Genomic DNA, 23,670 nt, shown 5'->3' on the forward strand with positions numbered 1-23,670 from the left:
ACATGCTCGACGCACTCCGTTGGGACTCCGACCTGATCCGTCGCTACGACCTGTCTGGCCCACGCTACACCTCCTACCCCACCGCGGTGCAACTGCACAGCGAAGTCGGCTCATTCGACCTGCTGCACGCCCTGCGTGACAGCCGCCGCGCGGTGCGCCCGCTGTCGCTGTATGTGCATGTACCGTTCTGCGCCAACATCTGCTACTACTGCGCCTGCAACAAAGTCATCACCAAGGATCGCGCCCGCGCCCAACCTTACCTGCAGCGCCTGGAACAGGAAATCCAGTTGATCGCCTGTCATCTGGACCCCAAGCAGACTGTCGAGCAACTGCATTTCGGTGGCGGCACCCCAACCTTCCTCAGCCACGTTGAATTGCGTCAACTGATGGCGCACTTGCGTCAGCACTTCAATCTGCTCGACGACGACTCAGGCGACTACGGCATCGAGATTGATCCGCGCGAGGCCGACTGGCCGACCATGGGCCTGCTGCGTGAACTGGGCTTCAACCGCGTCAGCCTGGGCGTACAAGACCTCGACCCGGCAGTGCAACGCGCCATCAACCGCCTGCAAACCCTGGAACAGACCCGGGCCATCATCGATGCGGCGCGCACCCTGCAATTTCGCTCGATCAACCTCGACCTGATCTATGGCCTGCCCAAGCAGACCCCGGAAGGCTTCGCCCGCACCGTCGAAGAAGTGATCAAACTGCAACCCGACCGTCTGTCGGTGTTCAACTATGCCCACCTGCCGGAACGCTTCATGCCGCAGCGGCGCATCGACAGCAATGACCTGCCGGCCCCTTCGGCCAAACTGGAAATGCTGCAGCGCACCATTGAGCAACTAACCGAAGCCGGCTACCGCTACATCGGTATGGACCACTTCGCCCTGCCCGATGACGAACTGGCTATTGCCCAGGAAGAATCGACCCTGCAACGCAACTTCCAGGGTTACACCACCCATGGACATTGCGACCTGATTGGCCTCGGCGTTTCAGCGATCAGCCAGATCGGCGACCTGTACTGCCAGAACACCAGCGACCTCAACACCTACCAGGACACCCTGTCCAGCGCTCAACTGGCCACCAGCCGCGGGCTGATCTGCAACGCAGACGATCGCCTGCGTCGCGCCGTAATCCAGCAACTGATCTGCCATTTCGAACTGGACTTCAACAGCATCGAAGAGGCCTTTACCATCGATTTTCGCGGTTACTTCAAAGACCTCTGGCCCGACTTGCAAGCCATGCACAAAGACGGCCTGATCAACCTCAGCAACGAGGGCATCCAGGTACTGCCCGCGGGTCGCCTGCTGGTGCGTTCGGTATGCATGGTTTTCGATGCCTACCTTGGCTTACACAATCAGCAACGATTTTCCCGAGTGATCTGATCCAGCTTCGGACACGGTTTACAGTAATACATGTAAAGCACACTATGTTTAATGGAGGTCGGACGATAAGCCGCACCTCTATCAGCCCACCCTATCCGGGTGCGGGCTGGCCCAAACCCCATGCCCTGAGTTACCCTTACGGCTTATGTGTGCTTTCCAGCAAGGAATGAAGAAATGTCCGAGCCAGTTAAACTGCGCCCCCACAACCAGGCCCACTGCAAGGATTGCAGCCTGGCGCCTCTGTGCCTGCCATTGTCGTTGAACATGGAAGACATGGATGCACTGGATGAAATCGTCAAACGCGGGCGACCGCTGAAAAAAGGCGAGTTTCTGTTCCGCCAGGGTGACAGCTTCGCTTCGGTCTACGCAGTGCGCTCCGGCGCCCTGAAAACCTTCAGCTTAAGCGATAGCGGCGAAGAACAGATCACCGGCTTCCACCTGCCCAGCGAACTGGTCGGCCTGTCCGGCATGGACACCGAAACCTATCCGGTATCGGCCCAGGCCCAGGAAACCACGTCGGTGTGCGAAATCCCCTTCGAACGCCTCGATGAGCTCTCGGTGCAACTGCCGCAGCTGCGTCGCCAGCTGATGCGGGTCATGAGCCGCGAAATTCGTGACGACCAGCAGATGATGCTGCTGTTGTCGAAAAAAACCGCCGATGAGCGAATTGCCACTTTCCTGGTCAACCTCTCGGCGCGTTTCCGTGCCCGTGGTTATTCGGCCAATCAGTTCCGCCTGAGCATGTCGCGCAACGAAATCGGCAACTACCTGGGATTGGCCGTGGAAACTGTTTCACGGGTTTTCACCCGCTTCCAGCAAAACGGCCTGATCGCCGCTGAAGGCAAGGAAATCCACATCCTCGACCCGATCCAGCTGTGCGCGCTGGCCGGTGGTGCGCTGGAGAGCTGAGGCCGCTGGATAAGGGTATACTGGCGGGCATTCGTTTTCAGGATACCCGCCTCATGTATAGCGACGCCTTCGACCTCAAAGCCCTGATCCGCCCCGTACCGGACTTCCCGAAAGCCGGCGTGATCTTTCGCGACATCACGCCGCTGTTCCAGTCGCCACGTGGCCTGCGCCATGTGGCTGACGCCTTCATCGAGCGTTATGTCGAGGCCGAGTTCAGCCACATCGGCGCCATGGACGCGCGCGGTTTTCTGATCGGCTCGATCATCGCCCACCAACTGAACAAACCGCTGATCCTGTTCCGCAAGCAGGGCAAGCTGCCGGCCGATGTGCTTGCCGAAGGCTACCAGACCGAATACGGCGAAGCGTTCCTTGAAGTGCATGCCGACAGCCTGTGCGAAGGCGATTCGGTGCTGATTTTCGATGACCTGATCGCCACCGGCGGTACCTTGCTGGCGGCCACCAACCTGGTACGACGCATGGGTGCCCAGGTGTTCGAAGCGGCAGCGATCATTGACCTGCCGGAGCTCAGCGGCTCCCAGCGCCTGAATGCGGCAGGTGTGCCGACCTTCTGCCTGACCGAGTTTTCGTTGAGCGAGTATTGAGTTCGATCGCGGGGCAAGCCCGCCCCCACACACCTTGTGGGAGCGGGCTTGCCCCGCGATGCTTACAACGAAATCGGCTTACGCCCGGCAAACGAATGCGCCAGCGTCCCACCATCAACCAATTCCAGCTCACCGCCCAAAGGCACGCCATGGGCAATCCGCGAAGCCACCAAGCCTTTATCGGCCAGTAACTGCGCAATGTAGTGCGCCGTCGCTTCGCCTTCCACCGTCGGGTTGGTCGCCAGGATCACTTCGGTGAAGGTGCCCTGCTCTGCAATCCGCGCCATCAACTGCGGAATGCCAATCGCCTCTGGCCCCAGGCCATCAAGCGGTGACAAATGCCCCTTGAGCACGAAGTAACGACCGCGATAGCCGGTCTGCTCCACGGCATAGACATCCATCGGCCCTTCAACCACGCACAGCAGCGAGTCATCACGACGCGGATCGGCACACTGCGGGCACAGCTCCTGCTCGGTCAGGGTTCGACACTGGCTGCAATGGCCAACGCCTTCCATGGCCTGGCTCAGCGCTTGTGCCAGACGGGTACCGCCACTGCGATCGCGCTCAAGCAGTTGCAAGGCCATGCGCTGGGCGGTTTTCTGGCCAACGCCGGGCAAGGTGCGCAAAGCATCGATCAGTTGGCGGATCAGTGGGCTGAAACTCATGGTCATTAGCCTGAAAATTGAAAAAAGCGGGAAAAACAACAATGGGAGCAACGACCGAACGGCCGCGCTCCCATCGCAGGTACTACAGCCGATGGCTTAGAAAGGCATCTTGAAACCAGGTGGCAGTTGCATGCCAGCGGTCATACCGCCCATTTTTTCCTGGCTGCTCTGCTCAACCTTGCGAACAGCGTCGTTGACGGCGGCGGCGATCAGGTCTTCCAGTACTTCTTTGTCTTCCTGCATCAGGCTGTCATCCAGGCTGATGCGCTTGACGTCGTGACGACCGGTCATCACCACGCTCACCAGACCGGCGCCGGATTGGCCGGTCACTTCGGCGTTGGCCAGCTCTTCCTGCATCTTGGCCATTTTTTCCTGCATCTGCTGGGCCTGCTTCATCAGGCCGGCCATGCCACCTTTCATCATGGGGATCACCTCAAACTTAGACTTACGGGGTGCGGCGAGGACCAGGCCCTGGCCGCTTTGTGTTTATTCGCCCTGGGCTACTACCTGGGCATCTACAGGCTCAATGGTATCGTGTCGAACCATGGCGCCAAACTGCTTGATCATCTGCTGGATGAGCGGATCGGCGTCAATCGACGCCTCGGCCTCACCCTGACGCTCGGCACGCTTGCGTGCTGCCGCCTGGGCCGGGGTTTCCTGCTCCGGGCGGATCAACTCGATAGACAGTTTGAGCGTGCGACCGAAGTGCTGGTTCAACGCATCGTTCAAACGTCGCTGCTGGGTGGCATTGAACAGCGCACTGTGCGCCGGGTCCAGGTGCAGCAGCCAGTCATCGCCGTCAGCGGCGATCAACGTGCAGTTGGCGGCGATACTGCCGGTCATCCCGGAGATCGGCAACTGCGGGAATAATTCCAGCCATTGCAAGGCCAGGCCTGTGGCCGGCTTAGCCGCTGGCAGCGGCTCAGGCGCAACCACCGGCGCATCCTCATGCACATGCTCGATGGCCAGTTCATCCAGATAACTGTAGCTGGCCGGATCCATTTCCGGCTCATAGTAATCTTCATCCAGCGGCGGCTCGTCGTCGCGCTCCATGCCGGCCGGGCTGTAACCGATCGAGTCGTCCAGCGGTGGTTCGTCCTGGCGCTGCGCCGCAGCGGCTGCTGGCGCCGCCTGCGCTGCCACTACAGGTTCAGGTTCAGGCTCAGGTGCTGGCGCAGCAACGGCCGGAATTGGATCGTTCCACGGCAGATCGACCTCCGCCGCAGGTGCTGCAACCTCGGCCTCAACCGCGACCTCGACAGGCGCCGGTTCAGGTTCGGCAACGGGCTCAGGTTCGGGCGCCGCAGGTGCAGGCTCGACAACCGGTGCAGCCACCACAGCCGGCGCAGCGACGCTCGCTGCTGCCACCGTGTGTGCCGAATCAGCTGTGGCCTGGCTGATCCCCACCGGCTTTAGTACCGGCGTCGGGGCGTCATTGGTATCGGCCGGGCGGAAGGCCAACATCCGCAGCAGAACCATTTCGAAACCGCCCCGTGGATCGGGCGCCAACGGCAAGTCGCGACGGCCGATCAGGCCCATCTGGTAGTAGAACTGCACGTCTTCGGCAGGCAAAGCCTGAGCCAGCGCCAGCACCCGGTCACGATCGCCCTGGCCGTTGTCCACCGCCTCAGGCAATGCCTGGGCAATCGCCACGCGGTGCAGCACATTGAGCATTTCGGCCAGCACGCCACTCCAGTCCGGCCCTTGCTCGGCCAGCTGGCGTACTGCCTCAAGCAGCGCACGGGCATCGCCTTCCAGCAGCGCCTGCAGCACGCCATAGACCTGACCATGGTCGAGGGTACCGAGCATGGCCCGCACATCGGCAGCCAGTACCTTGCCTTCACCGAAGGCAATGGCCTGGTCGGTGAGGCTCATGGCATCGCGCATCGAGCCATCGGCGGCACGCCCCAGCAGCCACAGCGCATCGTCTTCGAACGGGACGTTCTCGGCACCCAGCACATGGCTCAAGTGCTCGACCACCCGCTCGGGCGTCATGTTCTTCAGGGAAAACTGCAGGCAGCGCGACAGAATGGTGGCTGGCAGCTTCTGCGGGTCGGTGGTCGCCAGGATGAACTTGACGTAGGGCGGCGGCTCTTCCAGCGTCTTGAGCAAGGCGTTGAACGAGTGGCTGGAGAGCATGTGCACTTCGTCGATCAGGTAGACCTTGAAGCGCCCACGGCTCGGCGCGTACTGCACGTTGTCGAGCAGTTCGCGGGTGTCTTCGACTTTGGTGCGGCTGGCGGCGTCGATCTCGATCAGGTCGACAAACCGGCCCTCATCGATTTCCCGGCACACCGAACACGTTCCACAGGGGGTGGAGGTAATGCCGGTTTCACAGTTCAGGCATTTGGCGATGATCCGCGCGATGGTAGTCTTGCCCACGCCGCGGGTCCCGGTGAACAGGTAAGCGTGATGCAAGCGCTGGTTGTCCAGGGCGTTGATCAATGCCTTGAGCACATGGGTCTGGCCGACCATTTCGCGGAACGAGCGCGGACGCCATTTACGTGCAAGAACCTGATAACTCATCGAAAACCGTCAAATAGATAGACCAAAGACCGCTAATCCTAGCGGAGCAGGCCTGAAATTGCATCCGCTATACCGTCCAACCCGGTAAGCTTTGTACGCCAGGATGCTGATGCGACACAGGGAGAAGTAGATGCGTTGGGTTTTCAGTCTGTTGTTGCTGTATGTCGGTCAGCTGTCGGCACAGTCGTTACCGCCATTGCGTTTTGCAATCACAGACAGCTGGAGCATGCCGCTGGTAAGGGTCGAGTACGGGCAACCGGTGGAAGGGATCGTCTTTGACCTGATGAACCGCCTGGCCAGCCACCTGCAGCGTCGCCCCGAATATCACGTTTTACCGCGCTTGCGCTTGCAGGCAGCAATGCAGCGTGGCGGCATCGATGTACGCTGTTTCGTGATGCCCTCCTGGAGCACAGAACCGTCAGACACCTTCAGCTGGACCCCGCCACTGTTCCAGCAGCGCGACTGGCTGGTTGCAGACCATCGGCATACCCTGCCGGCAAGTCTGGCGACCCTGCCCAGCCAAACCATTGGCACCGTGCTGGGTTTTCAATACCCCACCTTGCAGGCGCAATTCGACAGTGGCTACTTTGAACGCGACGACGCCCGCACCCAACTGCAAGTACTGCAAATGCTCCAGGCCGGTCGTTACCGCTACGCGATCAGCAATCAAGCGAGCCTGGACTGGTTCAACAGCCAACTGCCTCCCGATGAACGCCTTCAGCCGCTGCTGGTGCTTGAGGAGCAACAATTGGGCTGCATGGTGCGCAACGACCCCTCGATCCCTACGCAAGGCATCCTGCAAACACTGCAACGGATGAAGCAAAGCGGTGAAATCGAGCAAGTCTTCGAGCGTTATAGCCATCTGAGCAGTTCAGCTGCAGCACCGACCGACAATCAATAGCCGTGTGATTCGCGGAATTTTTGCTGCTGGTGGTACTCGACCCACTCAACCACATCGTACGGCAGGTACAACTGCTGGCGGGCGCGTGACAGGGCAATGTACACCGCGCAGATGCGCTGATCGAAGGCGTAGGCGTCCTTGAACATGACGTTGCTCAGTAACTCGGGCGTCAACAGCACCCGGTCGAACTCCATCCCACCCGCCGTGTCCGCCATCATCAGCATGCAGCTTTTACCCGGCGCGCCGAGCAGCCGGTTCAGGCGGTTCATATCGGCAACCTTGAAGCCATTGGCCAGCGCTTGCTCGACCCACAGAAACGCCTCATCAAAGCGGTTGGCGTCGCGCACCTGTTGCCAATCGGCCAGCTCGCTGAAATATACGTGCGGCCCTTCCAGGCTGTGTTCAAGGCTGTAGAAGCGGGGATTGAACAAGGCGATAGCCGTGGACATGAAGCGCTCAAGATCGGCCTGCGCCGCTTTATCCGGGAAACTGAACGGGCAGTTGGCATCGTGCAGCTCGATCATCCACTTGATCGTGTCCCAGTGCGATGCCGTCAGCACCACACAACCCTCAGGCGGCACAAAGCCCAGCGGGTAATGCTCGATCCCGACGTCAGCATCACGCGCCCCTTCAAACGGCACCTTGCCCTTCTCGGTATGCTGATCAATCAATGGATTGACCAGGCGCTCGACATTGCGACCGGAACGCACCGAATAGCTGACATCGCTCTGGCGCACCTGACGTGCGCGCCAGACCCGCTCGCCGCTGGCTTGCTGGTATTCATCACCGAGGGTGATCAGCACCTGTCGGCCACGCTCGATGATCTGTAGCAGCGACGCAGGAATGTCCTGACTCTCATCGATCAGCACATGACTGTAGCGCGCTGGCACCACACAGCCGGCCAGGCTGGCACGCTTGATCAGCAACAACGCCTCGAAACCGGTGCGACTCCCCCAGGACGGATTTGCCTCCAGATAGGTCCACAGACGGCTGGAATATTCCAGCAGCACCTTGGTATCCACGTTACTCAGCGCTTGCTTGAAATGCGGCAGATGTTTGGCCGCCAGGCTGTGATCGCGGGACTGGCAATAGCGCTCGAGCACCTTGAGACAGACATCCAGGGTCGCTGCGCCTTCGTGACCGCGAAAACCGAGAATGTTCAGCGTTTGCGCCAGCGCCTGCTTGTTTGGCTGCCTGGCCTGGGCAGCGGCCGTTTGCGGACGCCCCCCGGGCATCAGCGCCCGGGCAAAGGCCATGAAAGTGCGACCGACCTTGTCACTGCCGGCACTGCCCATACGCTGGCGAAGCGCTGCCAGCTTTTCAGCGGTGCGCGCCAGCACCAGTGTTTTCTCCGGTTGCAGGCATTCCAGCAAGGTACCGAGCAGGTGACTTTTGCCGATGCCGGCATAACCCTGCACATGCAGGTCTTCGTCCAGATTGGCGCGAAAGGTTCTGACCAGCTTGTCTTGCGCACCACTCAACCAGCGCTCGCGCTGCCGAGGCGTAACCATCTGCTGGTTGAACGGATTGTTGCGCTGATGGTGGCGGACCCGGTAACCGACATCCCATTTGCCATCGGCCAGCAGATACTCACGCGCTGCCGCCTCCTCGGCCAACAGAAAGCGCACATTCACGCTCTTGAGCGCATTAAGACCGAAGTACAGCTTGCGCGGATCGAACAAGCGCTGCGCTTCCGACAGCAGCCCGACTGCTGCTGAATGCTGTGCATCGACCGCCCAGGCAATCAGCCGAGCCAGAATCTTCTCTACTGCATCAGCATTCAGGTCTTTCTCCGCCGCCTGCGCCAGGTTCTGGATCACCAGCAGCGCTGCCAGCTCAGGATCAGACAGGTCACTGAGTGCCTGGGCCCCCTCCGCCGCCAACAAGCCTGTACAGACTTCTTCGGTAATCGGCAAAAACATCGGGCTGGATAGATCAACATGTTCCGGGTGCATACAACCTCACAGCCAGGGCAAACAGGTCACTGGATCGCGCCTGGCCAAACGCTTCATTCAATTCAAGATACTGGGGATGACGGCTTGTCGATAACGCCAAGGTCAAAATGATAACTGCCCAAAGTGCCGGACATACCGCCGGGGTAGCTGTGCGCTTGAGCCGCTGATACGCCCTTCTGCGCGTCGAGCAGCCCTTGCAGCTCATAGACCGCCATGTCCAGCAGCCTGCGCAAGTCTTCCGCACTATTGGCGCTCACCTGCAGCTGCAGATCGAACAGACCGGCCGCTGGCCGCAGCGGCTGTTCAGTCTTGGCCGGGGTGCTCACCGCCGCTGCCAGAATGGCCGCATGCTCGTCATCCATAAGGTCCAGCACCTGCGACAGTTCCAGGGTCTTTTCCGGATGCGACTGCATTTGGTCCTTGATGTCCAAACGACGGATCTGCCATTCCCGCAGCTTTTCTTTGGTCAGGTCGTCTATTTCGTCCACGTGCGCAATCTCTCGGTGCTTGGGGTTGAAGTATGCCAAGTTTCGAGGGCGATGGCAGAACGGGAACGTGCGGGAACGCCCTATGGCCGGAAAGATGGCACAGTGCTACCATTCGGCCGCCTTTTCACACCCCCACCACCACCCAAAGGACTGATCGAGTGACCTACTTTCGTCTGCTGTTAGCTTCAGCAATTATTGCGCTTGTGACGGGCTGTGCCTCACCGGCTCAAATCTCCGGCATGTCGGTAACCGCTGATCAAGCTTCGGCACATACCTATGACGCCCATCTGCAAAACAATGTGCAGCTTTCTGAAGTCAATGGCGGAGATAAAACCAACCCGCTGTGGACCTCGGAAATCGACGGACCTGACTTCCGTGCAGCGCTGGAGCAATCACTTGCCAGCGCCAAATTGCTCGGCAGCACATCGGCGCCTTACGCACTGCGCGCCAACCTGCTGCGCGTCGATCAGCCTATCTTCGGCTTGAACTTTGAAGTCACCAGTGAAGTGGAATACACCCTGACCGAGACCACTACCGACAAAGTGATTTTCCGCGAAATCATTCGCACGCCGTTTACTGCTGGCGTGGGTGATTCGGTCATTGGTATCAAGCGCCTGCGCCTGGCCAACGAGGGCTCGGCTCGGGCGAACATCAATAGCATTCTCAAGCGACTGAGTGACCTCAAGATTGATGCCAAACAGGTTTCGCTGAGGGACTGAATACCGCGGATATTCCGGTAGGAGCGGCGGTGCGGCGACCCGACTTGCCCCGCGATGTGCTGTATAGCGGCAGATCGCGGGGCAAGCCCGCTCCCACAGCAAGCAGCAAGCAGCAAGCACTGTGCACCACTCAGGTGTACCTGAACGCTGTTTCACTTCGAGATTTTTGAGCGAGAAATCCTTGTAGAACCAAGGACTTAGAGATAGGTGGCGACCCCACCAGCCACACCCCGGCACTCGATGTTCCCGCTATGGCTGCTCCCTTCCGGGCCTGACCAGGTTAACGGGTAATCAATGCGGGGGGACCGATGGGGTCACCATAACGCAACTCATCTGGCGATGAGCCGCGCCATTGTACCGGCATCAAGTGAAGATACAACCTCTATTTGAAAAAAAACCATCCGCACTCAATGACTTGGCGCTGCTTCAGGGCATTTCTCCAGGTATGGACGGTGGTGCCTGGGTGATGCACAGGTGAATAAAGTGCAGCTTGGCCACCACCGGCTTGCCCAGGACGAAGGGATAGAAATCCACCTGCCCCATGCTGCGCGACAGTTCATTGAGCATCGCCGACAGTTCGACCCAGGCATTGAGGAACGCCAGAAAGCGCTCGGCTTGCGGGTCGTCAGGCTGGTACAGGTCCTGACGCTGGAACGGCGGGTAGTCGAGGTCCAGGCTGCTGGCGTTCATGCCCAGGGCCAAGGCGGTGTCCAGAGCGTCGGTCATGTGCAGGTAGTGCGCCCAGGTTTCCGCCCAGTCTTCCCAAGGGTGCATGGTGGCGTAGGCGCTTACATGGCTTTGCGCCCAGTCACTGGGGGCACCCTGCTGGTAGTGACGGTCCAGGGCCTCGGCGTAGCTTTGGCGATCGTCACCGAACAATGCTCGAAAGGCGTCCAGCCAGGGCGACTCGGCAATCAGTTGGTCCCAGTAGTAATGCCCGACTTCGTGGCGCAGGTGCCCAAGCAAGGTTCGATAGGGCTCGTGCAATTGCACCCGCACGCGTTCGCGCCAGTCATCGTCGGCCTCACGCACATCGAGGGTGATCAAACCATTGGCGTGGCCGGTGACAGGCGCGTTGCCTTCAAGGTCTACACCGATGAAGTCAAAGGCCAGGCCTTGCGGGTTTTCTTCGCTTTTCGGCGTGACAGCAAGCCCCAGGTGCAGCAACTGCGCGGTCAAGCGGCGCTTGGCGGTTTCCAGTTTGCGCCAGCGCGGCAGGTTGTCAGCAATCGACAGGTCGGGGATGGTGCGGTTCAAGCGGCAGGCCAGACAAAAGCTGTGAGGCTCATCCGCCGCCAGCAGCCAGTTGCAGGCCGCTGCCGTATCGAGATTGGCGCAGCGCCGCAGGGCGCCGACCTCGGGTTCGCCATCGAGCACCCACAGGCCTTCACCAGCCCCTGCAGAGAGGCTGCCCACCTGATTACCCTGCGGCCAGTAGCCCAACGCCGCCTGGCAGGCCAGGCACTGGCTGTTGCGAAAAAACACCGACTGCCCGCAGCGACACTGCCAGACCCGATCCGGGCGCTGTTCACGGCTGACAAAGGTCGCCGCTATCCTGGCGCCCAGTTGCTCGAAAAAACGGTACATGGCGATCCCTCCTGGCTGCTTGCCAAGCCTAGACCATCGCGATCGCCGTGCACGGTTGGCTTACACGCTGATGCCGTGCTCACCGAGGAAAGTTACGAAGGTGTCTTCGTCCAGCACCTTGAGGCCCAGCTCGTTGGCTTTGGCCAGCTTGGAACCGGCGCCCGGCCCGGCCACCACGCAGTGGGTCTTGGCCGACACCGAGCCCGCCACCTTGGCACCCAGGCTTTCCAGCTTGTCTTTGGCGATATCGCGGCTCATGCGCTCCAGCGAGCCGGTCAGCACCCAGGTCTGCCCCGCCAGCGGCAAGCCGGCAGCAACCTTCTTCTCGCTGGTCCAGTGCATGCCAAAGTCGCGCAGTTGGGCTTCGATGGCCAGAGCCAGTGCGGCATTTTCCGGCACCTGAAAATAGCTGCGTACGGCATCTGCCTGCTTGGCCGCCAGGGCCTGGCGCAGGTCGATACCGTCAGCGGCGATGATTTTCTCCAGGCTATCGAGCTTGGCTACCAGCTTTTCAGCGCCGGTCGGCCCGACCGAAGGGATGTCCAGTTTGGCAATCAGGCCAGCCAGCGTGGTGCTGGCCGCAAACTCAGCGGCCAGTTCGCCTTCATCCTGAAGCTGCAGTCCATGCGCCAACAGTTGAGCGATGACCGAACGGTTGTGATCGTCTTCAAAGAAGCTGTGAATTTCGTGGGCCACTTCCAGGCCGATGTCCGGCAGGTAGGTGAGCACTTGCGGCAGTGCCGCCATGACCCGCTGCAACGAGCCCAGCGAGCGCGCCAGCACTTTGGCGGTCTCCTCGCCGACATCAGGAATACCCAGGGCGTAGATGAACCGTGCAAGGCCAGGTTTCTTGCTGGCAGCAATCGCCGCCAGAAGGTTTTTGCTCGACAGCTCAGCAAAGCCTTCCAGGTCGACGACTTGCTCGAAGGTCAGTTGGTACAGATCGGCCGGGGAACGAATCAGCCCCTCATCGACCAGTTGCTCGACGCTTTTTTCACCCAGCCCTTCGATGTCCATGGCCCGGCGCGAAACATAGTGAATGATCGCCTGCTTGAGCTGAGCGGCACAGGCCAGACGACCGACACAGCGGTACACCGCGCCCTCACTGACGGTTTCCTTGCCCTTGCTGCGCTTGATCAACTGGGTGCGCTCTACGTGCGAGCCGCACACCGGGCATTCAGTCGGGATATGCACCGGCCGGGCGTTGTCAGGGCGGCGCTCGCTAACCACCTGCATGACTTGCGGGATCACATCACCGGCACGACGGATGATCACCGTGTCACCGATCATCAGCCCCAGGCGCGCCACTTCGTCCATGTTGTGCAAGGTGGCATTGGACACCGTCACCCCCGCCACTTTCACAGGTTTCAGACGCGCCACCGGGGTCACAGCACCGGTACGCCCGACCTGGAATTCAACGTCCAGCACTTCGGTGAGCTCTTCCATGGCCGGAAATTTATGGGCGATGGCCCAGCGTGGCTCACGTGCGCGAAAACCCAGCTCGCGCTGCGAGGCCAGGCTATTGACCTTGAACACCACGCCATCGATCTCATAAGGCAGGTCATTGCGGCGTGCGCCGATGTCGCGGTAGTACTCCAGGCATTCAGCAACACCAGCGGCATGACGCAATTCGCGGCTGATCGGCATGCCCCAGGCCTTGAGCTGCTCCAGGGTGCCGATATGGGTGTCTGCCAACGGTGCCGACACCTGGCCCAGGCCATAGCAGCAGAATTCCAACGGACGGCTGGCGGTGATTTTCGAATCCAGTTGGCGCAGGCTGCCAGCGGCAGCGTTACGCGGGTTGGCGAAGGTTTTGCCACCAGCTTCGATCTGCGCCTGGTTCAAGCGTTCGAAGCCGGCCTTGGACATGTACACCTCGCCGCGCACCTCAAGCACCGCAGGCCAGCCCTCGCCCTGCAACTTGAGGGGAATGTTGCGCACGGTGCGCACGTTAACGCTGATGTCTTCGCCCGTGGTGCCATCACCGCGGGTAGCGCCTTGCACCAATTGCCCGTCGCGGTACAACAGGCTGACGGCCAGACCATCGAGCTTGGGTTCGCAGCTGTAGTCCACCGCCGCACCCTCAGCGAACAGGTCACCCGCCGGCAGGTCCAGACCTTCGACCACCCGCCGGTCGAACTCGCGCAGGTCGTTTTCTTCGAAGGCGTTGCCCAGGCTCAGCATCGGTACTTCGTGACGCACCTGGCTGAAGGCCGATAAGGCGGCACCACCTACACGCTGGGTCGGCGAGTCGGCAGTGACCAGCTCGGGGTGTTCGGCTTCCAGGGCCTTGAGTTCGTTGAACAGACGGTCGTATTCGGCGTCCGGAACGCTGGGCTCGTCGAGCACGTAGTAGCGATAGTTGTGCTGGTCGAGCTCGGCACGCAGTTCGAGGATTCGGGATTCGGCGGTCATTTGCGTATTCTCTTGCAAAGCAAAAGAGCAGCCTGGGCTGCTCTTGCGTGTTCGGGTTGGCCTTTGCAGGCCTGATCGCGGGGCAAGCCCACTCCAACGGTGGGAGCGGGCTTGCCCCGCGATGCAATTAACGTTTCTGCGTCAGTGCACGGCGCTCGAACTCAACGATGCGCTGGCGATAGTGCTCAATGGTTTGCGCGGTCATCACGCTGCGCTGATCGTCCTTGAGTTCACCGTTGAGCTCATGGGCGAGCTTGCGCGCAGCAGCCACCATGACATCAAAGGCCTGCTTCGGATGGCGCGGCCCCGGCAAGCCAAGGAAGAAGCTCACGGCGCGGGTGCTGAAGTGGTCGATGTCGTCCAGGTCGAACACGCCTGGCTTGACCGCGTTAGCCATCGAAAACAGCACTTCGCCATTACCGGCCATGCTTTCGTGACGGTGGAAAATATCCATCTCGCCGAAACGCAAACCGCTTTCCAGAATGTTCTGCAGCAGAGCCGGGCCTTTGAAGCCGCCCTCGTCACGGGAAATCACGCTGATCACCAGGACTTCTTCAACCGGAGGCAGGTCACGGTTTTCGTTGCTGTTGAAGGCGTTGCCGTTGGCACGGGTTTCATCCGGGAAGTCGTCGTCAACGCTGGCAAACAGGTCGGGCTCGCGTTCACGCGGTTCGGCCGCCAGGTTCAGGTCACCCTGCTGCGGCTCATTGTTGCGCTTGCGCTTGGCGGCTTTCGGCTTGCTGTTGCTGCTGTCGCGCTCGCGCCCCGCACTCATCGACGGCAGGTCATGCTCGTCCAGTTCAGGCTCTTTGTGGGTATCCAATACCCGCGACGGACCGATCAATTCGGGGCTGCTGTCGTCGTCCGGGGCATTGGAGAAGCTGCGATCCAGGCGGAACTTCAGCTTGCCCTTGCCACCGCGCATACGACGCCAGCCGTCGAAAAGAATACCGGCAATGACAATAATGCCGATGACGATCAGCCACTCGCGCAGACCGATTTCCATGTAATCCTGTGCCTCTGTAAAAAATGCTGAAAAATAAAGGGTTTAAACCCCTTTAAAACGTGGCGCCAACTCTATGTTCTGACAGGCGTTTTACCCACGCGAAAAATAAGTGACATTAAGCTAGCACGACCAAAGATAACTTTACACCGTCTGTCGCAACTGACAGGGGCATTTACCGCAGGTTCACGCTTAATCGCCTCCATTCACGCGTCGACCATGGCCATTGCCTCCTCCACATCCACGGCAACAAGACGTGAACAACCCGGCTCATGCATGGTAACCCCCATCAACTGATCCGCCATCTCCATGGCGATCTTGTTGTGGGTGATATAGATGAACTGCACCGTTTCACTCATTTCCTTTACCAGTCGGGCGTAACGTCCGACGTTGGCATCGTCCAGCGGCGCATCGACTTCATCGAGCATGCAGAACGGTGCCGGGTTCAATTTGAAAATGGCAAACACCAGGGCCAGTGCGGTCAGCGCCTTCTCGCCACCTGAGAGCAGGTGGATGGTGCTGTTCTTCTTGCCCGGCGGCCTCGCCATGATCGTCACCCCTGTATCGAGTAAATCTTCGCCCGTCAGTTCCAGGTAAGCACTGCCGCCACCGAAAACTTTTGGGAAAAGTGCCTGTAATCCGGCATTTATCTGATCAAAGGTATCTTTGAAACGGTTGCGGGTTTCCTTGTCGATTTTGCGAATCACGTTTTCCAGGGTGTCGAGCGCTTCGACCAGGTCGGCATCCTGGGCATCCAGATAACGCTTGCGCTCAGACTGCTGCTGATACTCGTCGATGGCCGCCAGGTTGATGGCGCCCAGGCGCTGGATACGGGCGTCGATGCGCTCCAGTTCCTGCTCGGCCTCCTGTTCGCTGGCGGTTCCGCTCAAGGTACCGAGCACCCCTTGCAAGTCGTAACCGTCAGCCAGCAGCTGTTCCTGCAGGGTTTTGCGTCGCACGCTCAGCCCCTGCCATTCCAGGCGGTGCTGCTCCAGCTGGCCACGCAGCAGTTGCGCCTGTTGTTCGGCCTGCGTGCGGCGTTTTTCCGCATCGCGCAGTTCGCGGTCCGCTTCATCCATATGCAGACGGGCCTGACGCATTTCGTCATCGACGCTCATGCGCTTTTCCAGCAGCTCTTCGAGCTTGAGACGCAACTCTTCCAGTGGCGCCTCGCCCTCCTCCAGGTTCAAGGTGAGCTGTTCACGTTTTTCAGTCAGGCGCTCGGACTGCAGCTCCAGGCGCTCCAGAGCCTGGCGGGTGGAATCGTGCTGAGCGCGCAGCGAACCCAGGCGCACCGCCAGCTGGTGGCCGTGGTCCTTGTGCTGACGGGCTTCCTGACGCACCCGATCCAGGCGCTCACGCAGGCTGTCGCGCTGGGCCAGCAGCAACTCGCGCTGCTCGGTGTCTTGGGCCATCAGCTCAAGGGCTTCCTGCAGCAGCAAACGCGACTCGCCAAGGTTTTCGCTTTCAAGGCTGCGCTGACCCAGCAGTTCAGCCAGCTCTTCTTCCAGGCGCTGACGGCGCAAGCTCAATTGCTCGGCGCGTGCCTTGCCCGCCGACAAGCGTGCGTTGGCTTCGCTTTGCTGACGCGTTTCGTCCTGGGTACGTCGGCGCAGGTGCTCGCGCTGTTGTTCCAGCGCTTGCTGCTGTTCGCGCTGCTCCAGCAGTTGGGCCTCCAGCAGTTCAAGAGCCGCTTCCTGCTCCTGGCACTCAAGACCCAGGCGCTCCAGCTCCTGGCCACGGGCCAGCACTCCACCCTGGGCATCGCTGGCACGGTTGACCCGCAGGAAATGCCGCCCCACCCAATAGCCATCACGACTGATCAGACTCTGGCCATCACGCAACTGGCCACGCTGGGCCAACGCCTGCTCCAGGCTTTCCACTGGCACGACCTGACCCAACCAAGGCGCCAGATCGACGCGCCCTTCGACTTTATCGAGCAAGCTGCCAGCCACACGCCCACAGTCAGCGGTTGATTCCAGCAAGCGCAAATCCCCCTGGCTGAACGCCGTCAGGTCCAGGGTGCTGAAGTCATCCACCAGCACCGCCTGCAGATCAGCGCCGAGTACGGTTTCTACCGCCAACTCCCAGCCCGGCTCGACGCGCAGACCTTCGGCCAGGCGTGGGCGCTGTTCCAGGCCCTGGTCGCGCAACCATTGCGCGGCGCCATCACCCGGGTCGAGCGCGGCTTGCTGCAGGGCCTCCAGCGAAGCCAGGCGACCGCCCAGGCGTTGCAGTTCGCCTTGTGTCTGCTGCTGTGCCTGGGTGGTCTGTTGCAGTTGCTCGCGCAACGCCTCCAACTGCTCAACTGCCTGCTGCTCTTGCAGTTGCAGGTCTTCGAGCAGCAGCTCGCTGCTGGCCACTTGTTCGGCCAGGGCCAGAATCGCCAGGTCTTCCGGGTCGGCGCTGAGCTGGTCGCGTTCTTCTGCCAGTTTGCGCTGGCGTTCGGCCAGGCGCTCCAGGGCTTGCTCCAGCTGCTGGATACGCGCCTGCTGCACTTCAGCCTGGCGGCGCGGCTCGGCGGAGCGGGTGTTGAACGTGTCCCACTGCTCTTGCCAGCCGTGCATGGTGCTTTCGGCGTCTTCCAGGGTAGCCGCCGACTCTTCAGCGGCAGCCAGGGTCAGTTCCTGCTCAGGTTCGAGCATTTCCAGCTCTTCACTGAGGGTGGCCAGCAAGGTGCGGTCATGGCCCAGGTGCGACTCGGTTTCCAGACGCGAACGCTCGGCTTCTTTAAAGTCGTCCTGAAGCTGACGCAGGCGCTGCTGGCCATGCTGGATGCTTTGCTCGACCCGGGCGATGTCGCCACCGACCGAATAGAAGCGCCCCTGCACCTGACCAAAACGCTCGGACAGTTCATGATGGCCATCACGCAGCCGCTCGATACTGGCATCGGCGTTGCGCTGCTGCGCCACCAGCGCCTCAAAGGCCACTTCCTGATCGCCGATCACCCCTTCGCGCTGGGCCACCTGTTGGTCCAGCGCCTGCCAGCGCAACGCCGCCAGCTGCGCCTTGAGCTGACGCTCCTCGGCTTTGTATTCCTTGTACTTCTCTGCCGCCTGGGCCTGGCGATGCAAGCGCTCCAACTGGCGCTCCAGCTCTTCACGCAGGTCGGTCAGGCGCTCGAGGTTTTCGTGGGTACGGCGGATACGGTTCTCGGTTTCGCGGCGCCGCTCCTTGTACTTGGAAATCCCCGCCGCTTCTTCGATGAAGTTGCGCAGGTCTTCCGGCTTGGCCTCGATCAGCTTGGAAATCATCCCCTGCTCGATGATCGAGTAACTGCGCGGGCCCAGGCCAGTGCCGAGAAAGATATCGGTGATGTCACGGCGCCGGCATTTGGTACCGTTGAGGTAGTAGGTGTTCTGCGCGTCGCGGGTGACTTTGCGGCGAATGGAGATTTCCGCGTAGGCAGCGTATTCACCGACCAGGGTGCTGTCGGAGTTGTCGAACACCAGCTCGATACTGGCCTGGCTTACTGGCTTTCGGCTGGTGGAGCCATTGAAGATGACGTCGGTCATCGACTCGCCGCGCAGGTTCTTCGCCGAGCTTTCGCCCATCACCCAGCGCACCGCATCGATGATGTTGGATTTACCGCAACCATTGGGGCCGACTACGGCAGCCATGTTGCTGGGGAAGTTGACCGTGGTCGGGTCGACAAACGACTTGAACCCGGCCAGGCGAATGCACTTGAGGCGCATGCTCAGGCAGTCGCCAACGCCGCCAGCACCAGCTCGCAGCTGCGCTGGCAGTATTCGGCCAGCACGCTGCGGATGCGTGCCTGATCGCGCGCAACCACGGCTTCGAGCAGGCTGGCAAACAAGGCGAGGAAGTCGCTCATCTCCGCTTTGCGCTGATCCAGCGCCAGGTAATAGGCGCGGCTCATGGCCGGTTGCAGGTTTTCAACGGTTTCCTGCAGGTACGGGTTGTTGGCGAACGGGTACGCAGCGCGCATCACCGCAAAGCTCTCTTCAACAAAGACCTTGATGTCCTGGCGCTCCAGGGCACTGGTCAATCGTTGCTGGATCGCCAGAAACACCAGCAGATCAGCCTCAACGCGCCAGTGCTGGGCCACGGCATTGCCCAACAGGATGTACAACTCACCCATCAAGGTGCACAGGCTGCGCACGCCATGCTCGTCGAGCTCGGTAACGTGGGCGCCGCGACGCGGCAAGATGGTGACCAGATGACGGCGCTCAAGGATCAGCAAGGCTTCACGCACCGAACCACGACTGACATTCAAAGCCTGAGTAACCTTCTGCTCCTGAATACGCTCAGCAGGCTTGAGCTCGCCGCGGATGATCCGTTCGGCCAGGTAGTGGGCAATTTGCTCGGAGAGGCTGTCCGGCGCCTTGAACGTCATGGTTTTCCTTCAAAATCATTGATCTGTGCAGAGGGCGCAATTGTAGCGCACTTGCCCTTGCGCCGCGCAGGGGCCTGGACACGGAAGTTGGCACGAATGACGCAAAAGATTTACCCGTTCTATAGCCAACTATGCTCTATAGAGAAGCGCCTGAGGCAGGTGGGCAATGCTATGGAAATTTTCCTGACCCAAAGGTCAGAAAATTGTTGACCTAAAAATCAAGTCTGCTTACAGTCCGCTCAACAACAATAAACCGCGTGTGAGGCCTTCCGTGATCCAGTTTCTACTCAACCAGGAGCTGCGCAGTGAGCATGCCCTGGATCCCAACCTGACTGTGCTGCAATACCTGCGCGAGCACTTGGGCAAGTCCGGTACCAAGGAAGGCTGCGCCAGCGGCGATTGCGGTGCCTGCACCGTAGTGGTCGGCGAGCTGGCCGAAGATGACGATGGCCGTGAGCACATCCGCTACCGCAGTCTGAACTCCTGCCTGACATTTGTTTCGTCGTTGCACGGCAAGCAATTGATCAGCGTCGAAGGGCTTAAACACCAAGGCCAACTGCACAGCGTGCAACAGGCCATGGCTGACTGCCATGGTTCGCAATGTGGTTTCTGCACCCCAGGCTTTGTCATGTCGCTGTTTGCCCTGCAAAAGAACAGCGATGCACCTGATCTGCACAAAGCCCAGGAAGCGCTGGCCGGCAACCTCTGCCGTTGCACCGGCTACCGGCCGATTCTGGCCGCCGCTGAACAATCGTGCTGCAACGCCCGGCCAGACCAGTTCGACAGCGCCCAGGAACAAACCATCGCCCGCCTGAAAGCCATTGCCCCGAGCGAAACCGGCGAGCTCAACAGTGGCGACAAACGCTGCCTGGTGCCCCTGACCGTAGCCGACCTTGCCGACCTGTACGGCTCGCATCCTGAAGCTCGTTTGCTGGCCGGCGGTACCGACCTGGCGCTGGAAGTGACCCAGTTCCACAAAACCCTGCCGGTGATGATCTATGTCGGCAACGTCGCCGAACTCAAACGCATCGACCACTTCGACGAGTACCTGGAAATTGGTGCTGCCACGCCGCTGACCGATTGCTATGACGCCTTGAGCCACGAATACCCGGACTTTGGCGAGCTGCTGCACCGTTTTGCCTCGCTGCAAATCCGTAACCAGGGCACCCTCGGCGGCAACATCGGTAACGCCTCGCCGATCGGCGACTCCCCGCCCCTGCTGATTGCGCTGGATGCGCAGATCGTTCTACGCAAGGGCGAGAGCACCCGCACCCTGGCGCTGGAAGACTACTTCATCGACTACCGCATCACTGCCCGCCAGGAAAGTGAGTTCATCGAGAAGATCGTCGTGCCGCGCGCCCGCAGTGCCTGGACGTTCCGCGCCTACAAGGTGTCCAAGCGTCTGGACGACGATATTTCCGCAGTCTGCGCCGCGTTCAACCTGCAGATTGAAAACGGTGTGGTGCAGGCCGCGCGTATCGCCTTCGGCGGCATGGCGGCCATCCCGAAACGGGCCCGCGCCTGTGAAGCTGCGCTGGTGGGCAAAGCCTGGAACCAGGCCAGTCTGGAACGCGCCTGCCAGGCCCTGGCCGAGGACTTCACCCCGCTGTCGGACTTCCGCGCCAGCAAGGAATACCGCCTGCTCAGCGCGCAGAACCTGCTGCGCAAATACTTCATCGAACTGCAAACGCCGCACATCGAAACTCGGGTGACCGCTTATGTCTAACCATCATGTCGCCAAAAGCCAGGCAGAAATGGCCGAGTTGTTCGCTCAGGACCTGACTACCGGTGTCGGCCGCAGCCTCAAGCACGACAGTGCCGACAAACAGGTCAGCGGCGAAGCACAGTACATCGACGACCGTCTGGAATTCCCGAACCAGCTGCACGTGTATGCGCGTATGTCCGACCGCGCCCATGCACGGGTGCTGAAGATCGACACCAGCCCGTGCTACGCCTTTGAAGGTGTGCGGATTGCCATCACCCATGAAGACATTCCCGGCCTGAAAGACATCGGCCCGATCATGCCCGGCGACCCGCTGCTGGCGATCGACAAGGTCGAATTCGTTGGCCAGCCGGTGCTCGCCGTCGCCGCCCGCGATCTGGAGACCGCGCGCCGTGCGGCGATGGCGGCGATCATCGAGTACGAAGACCTGGAACCGGTGCTGGACGTCGTCGAAGCCCTGCGCAAACGCCATTTCGTGCTGGACAGCCACACCCACAAACGCGGCGACTCGGCCACGGCCCTGGCGAGCGCGCCGCAGCGTCTGCAAGGCACCCTGCACATCGGTGGCCAGGAGCACTTCTACCTGGAAACCCAGATCTCCTCGGTGATGCCCACCGAGGACGGCGGGATGATTGTCTACTGCTCCACCCAGAACCCGACCGAAGTGCAGAAGCTGGTCGCAGAAGTGCTCGACGTACCGATGAACAAGGTACAGGTCGACATGCGCCGCATGGGCGGCGGTTTTGGCGGCAAGGAAACCCAGGCGGCAAGCCCGGCCTGCCTGTGCGCGGTGATCGCGCGCCTGACCGGCCAGCCCACCAAGATGCGCCTGCCGCGCGTCGAAGACATGCTGATGACCGGCAAGCGCCACCCGTTCTACGTCGAGTACGACGTCGGTTTCGACGACAGCGGCCGCCTGCACGGCATCAACCTGGAACTGGCGGGCAACTGCGGTTACTCACCGGACCTGTCGGCATCCATCGTCGACCGCGCGATGTTCCACTCCGACAACGCCTATTACCTGGGCGATGCCACGGTCAACGGTCACCGCTGCAAGACCAACACCGCGTCGAACACCGCCTACCGCGGCTTCGGTGGCCCGCAGGGCATGGTCGCCATTGAAGAGGTGATGGACCACATCGCCCGCCACCTGGCGCTCGACCCGCTGGCCGTGCGCAAAGCCAACTACTACGGCAAAACCGAGCGTAACGTCACCCACTACTACCAGACCGTCGAGCACAACATGCTCGAAGAAATGACCGCCGAACTGGAAGCCAGTGCCGACTACCATGAGCGTCGCGAGTCGATCCGCCGCTTCAACGCCCACAGCCCGATCCTCAAGAAAGGCCTGGCGCTGACCCCGGTGAAATTCGGTATTTCCTTTACCGCCAGCTTCCTCAACCAGGCCGGTGCCCTGGTGCACGTCTACACCGACGGCAGCATTCACCTCAACCACGGCGGCACCGAGATGGGCCAGGGCCTGAACACCAAGGTGGCGCAGGTGGTGGCCGAGGTGTTCCAGGTTGACTTCGAGCGCGTGCAGATCACTGCGACCAACACCGAAAAGGTACCCAACACCTCGCCAACGGCCGCCTCTTCCGGCGCCGACCTGAACGGCAAGGCAGCGCAAAACGCTGCAGAAACCATCAAGAAACGTTTGGTCGAGTTCGCCGCACGCCAGTACAAAGTCACCGAAGAAGACGTCGAGTTCCGCAATAACCATGTGCGTATCCGCGACGAAATCATCAGCTTCGACATGTTGATCCAGCAGGCCTACTTTGCCCAGGTGTCGCTGTCGAGCACCGGTTTCTACAAAACGCCGAAGATCTACTACGACCGCAGCCAGGCCCGTGGTCGCCCGTTCTACTACTTTGCTTTCGGTGCAGCCTGTGCCGAAGTGATCGTCGATACCTTGACCGGCGAGTACAAGATGCTGCGTACCGACATCCTGCATGACGTCGGTGCCTCGCTGAACCCGGCCATCGACATCGGCCAGGTGGAAGGTGGCTACGTACAGGGCATGGGTTGGCTGACCACTGAAGAGCTGGTGTGGAATGCAAAGGGCAAGTTGATGACCAACGGCCCGGCCAGCTACAAGATCCCGGCGGTGGCCGACATGCCGATCGATTTTCGCGTGAAGCTGGTGGAAAACCGCAAGAACCCGGAAGACACCGTGTTCCACTCCAAAGCTGTGGGTGAGCCACCGTTCATGTTGGGCATCGCGGCCTGGTGTGCGATCAAGGACGCGGTCGCCAGCCTCGCTGATTACCGTATGCATCCGCAGATCGATGCACCGGCAACGCCTGAGCGCGTGCTGTGGGGCTGTGAACAGCTGCGTAAGGCGGTGGCGGCGCAACAACCGGCTGCTGAGGTTGAGACTGTGACGCCGTGAGGTGTCCATCGCGGGGCAAGCCCGCTCCTAACGTGGGAGCGGG

At 60.7% G+C, this 23,670-nt stretch carries 17 protein-coding genes and 1 other RNA gene; 7 read left to right on the top strand and 11 right to left on the bottom strand.

Annotated elements, in window-relative coordinates; all coding sequences use genetic code 11:
• Positions 1 to 2: 2 nt before the first annotated feature.
• From hemN to ACP6KB_RS19110, 3 genes are all read left to right on the top strand, one after another.
• Entirely contained in the window at positions 3 to 1,385 is a 1,383-nt protein-coding gene (hemN, locus tag ACP6KB_RS19100; protein WP_442108869.1) for an oxygen-independent coproporphyrinogen III oxidase, read from the top strand.
• 174 nt (positions 1,386 to 1,559) lie between these two features.
• Positions 1,560 to 2,294 carry a Crp/Fnr family transcriptional regulator FnrA gene (gene fnrA, locus ACP6KB_RS19105; RefSeq protein WP_442108870.1) on the top strand — a complete coding sequence of 245 codons (735 nt, stop codon included), beginning with the start codon at positions 1,560 to 1,562 and terminating at the stop codon, positions 2,292 to 2,294.
• Positions 2,295 to 2,347: 53 nt separating this feature from the next.
• On the top strand, positions 2,348 to 2,896 hold the full coding sequence (locus tag ACP6KB_RS19110) for an adenine phosphoribosyltransferase (protein WP_442108871.1): 549 nt from the start codon (positions 2,348 to 2,350) through the stop codon (positions 2,894 to 2,896).
• A 62-nt stretch (positions 2,897 to 2,958) separates the two neighbouring features.
• On the opposite strand, the gene recR is transcribed toward ACP6KB_RS19110, so the two are convergent.
• From recR to dnaX, 3 genes are all read right to left on the bottom strand, one after another.
• Complete coding sequence (gene recR / locus ACP6KB_RS19115; RefSeq protein ID WP_442108872.1) at positions 2,959 to 3,561, bottom strand: recombination mediator RecR; 603 nt, start codon at positions 3,559 to 3,561, stop codon at positions 2,959 to 2,961.
• Positions 3,562 to 3,657: 96 nt separating this feature from the next.
• Positions 3,658 to 3,984, bottom strand: a complete 327-nt coding sequence (locus tag ACP6KB_RS19120; RefSeq protein WP_075802553.1) for a YbaB/EbfC family nucleoid-associated protein — start codon at positions 3,982 to 3,984, stop codon at positions 3,658 to 3,660.
• A 63-nt stretch (positions 3,985 to 4,047) separates the two neighbouring features.
• Positions 4,048 to 6,087, bottom strand: a complete 2,040-nt coding sequence (dnaX, locus tag ACP6KB_RS19125; protein WP_442108873.1) for a DNA polymerase III subunit gamma/tau — start codon at positions 6,085 to 6,087, stop codon at positions 4,048 to 4,050.
• A gap of 130 nt (positions 6,088 to 6,217) precedes the next feature.
• On the opposite strand from dnaX, the gene ACP6KB_RS19130 reads away from it, so the two are divergent.
• Positions 6,218 to 6,988, top strand: a complete 771-nt coding sequence (locus ACP6KB_RS19130; RefSeq protein WP_442108874.1) for a substrate-binding periplasmic protein — start codon at positions 6,218 to 6,220, stop codon at positions 6,986 to 6,988.
• On the opposite strand, the gene ACP6KB_RS19135 is transcribed toward ACP6KB_RS19130, so the two are convergent.
• Together ACP6KB_RS19135 and ACP6KB_RS19140 are read right to left on the bottom strand one after the other, a co-directional pair.
• Complete coding sequence (locus ACP6KB_RS19135) at positions 6,982 to 8,943, bottom strand: hypothetical protein (protein ID WP_442108875.1); 1,962 nt, start codon at positions 8,941 to 8,943, stop codon at positions 6,982 to 6,984. The genes ACP6KB_RS19130 and ACP6KB_RS19135 overlap by 7 nt on opposite strands.
• A gap of 62 nt (positions 8,944 to 9,005) precedes the next feature.
• Complete coding sequence (locus ACP6KB_RS19140; protein WP_442108876.1) at positions 9,006 to 9,431, bottom strand: hypothetical protein; 426 nt, start codon at positions 9,429 to 9,431, stop codon at positions 9,006 to 9,008.
• A gap of 32 nt (positions 9,432 to 9,463) precedes the next feature.
• On the opposite strand from ACP6KB_RS19140, the gene ACP6KB_RS19145 reads away from it, so the two are divergent.
• Positions 9,464 to 10,150 carry a hypothetical protein gene (locus tag ACP6KB_RS19145; protein WP_442108877.1) on the top strand — a complete coding sequence of 229 codons (687 nt, stop codon included), beginning with the start codon at positions 9,464 to 9,466 and terminating at the stop codon, positions 10,148 to 10,150.
• Between the two features lie 214 nt (positions 10,151 to 10,364).
• Here the strand turns inward: ACP6KB_RS19145 and ffs are convergent.
• The 6 genes from ffs to ACP6KB_RS19175 all read right to left on the bottom strand — a co-directional run bounded on the left by ffs (position 10,365) and on the right by ACP6KB_RS19175 (position 19,512).
• Positions 10,365 to 10,461: signal recognition particle sRNA small type (ffs, locus tag ACP6KB_RS19150), an RNA gene on the bottom strand.
• Positions 10,462 to 10,576: 115 nt separating this feature from the next.
• Entirely contained in the window at positions 10,577 to 11,737 is a 1,161-nt protein-coding gene (locus ACP6KB_RS19155; RefSeq protein ID WP_442108878.1) for a zinc-binding metallopeptidase family protein, read from the bottom strand.
• 60 nt (positions 11,738 to 11,797) lie between these two features.
• Positions 11,798 to 14,152 (bottom strand): NAD-dependent DNA ligase LigA, encoded by a 2,355-nt coding sequence (gene ligA, locus ACP6KB_RS19160; protein ID WP_442108879.1) that lies wholly within the window; start codon positions 14,150 to 14,152, stop codon positions 11,798 to 11,800.
• 127 nt (positions 14,153 to 14,279) lie between these two features.
• On the bottom strand, positions 14,280 to 15,158 hold the full coding sequence (gene zipA, locus ACP6KB_RS19165) for a cell division protein ZipA (RefSeq protein ID WP_442108880.1): 879 nt from the start codon (positions 15,156 to 15,158) through the stop codon (positions 14,280 to 14,282).
• Between the two features lie 203 nt (positions 15,159 to 15,361).
• Entirely contained in the window at positions 15,362 to 18,850 is a 3,489-nt protein-coding gene (smc, locus tag ACP6KB_RS19170; RefSeq protein ID WP_442108881.1) for a chromosome segregation protein SMC, read from the bottom strand.
• Positions 18,851 to 18,852: 2 nt separating this feature from the next.
• Positions 18,853 to 19,512, bottom strand: coding sequence for a GntR family transcriptional regulator (locus tag ACP6KB_RS19175; RefSeq protein ID WP_442108882.1), 660 nt, complete (start codon positions 19,510 to 19,512; stop codon positions 18,853 to 18,855).
• Positions 19,513 to 19,783: 271 nt separating this feature from the next.
• On the opposite strand from ACP6KB_RS19175, the gene xdhA reads away from it, so the two are divergent.
• Entirely contained in the window at positions 19,784 to 21,238 is a 1,455-nt protein-coding gene (xdhA, locus tag ACP6KB_RS19180; RefSeq protein ID WP_442108883.1) for a xanthine dehydrogenase small subunit, read from the top strand.
• Positions 21,231 to 23,627, top strand: coding sequence for a xanthine dehydrogenase molybdopterin binding subunit (gene xdhB / locus ACP6KB_RS19185; protein WP_442108884.1), 2,397 nt, complete (start codon positions 21,231 to 21,233; stop codon positions 23,625 to 23,627). The genes xdhA and xdhB overlap by 8 nt, the downstream gene beginning before the upstream one ends.
• The last annotated feature ends 43 nt before the right edge of the window (positions 23,628 to 23,670 follow it).

The organism is Pseudomonas sp. NUPR-001 (assembly GCF_052147955.1).
Taxonomy (GTDB): domain Bacteria; phylum Pseudomonadota; class Gammaproteobacteria; order Pseudomonadales; family Pseudomonadaceae; genus Aquipseudomonas.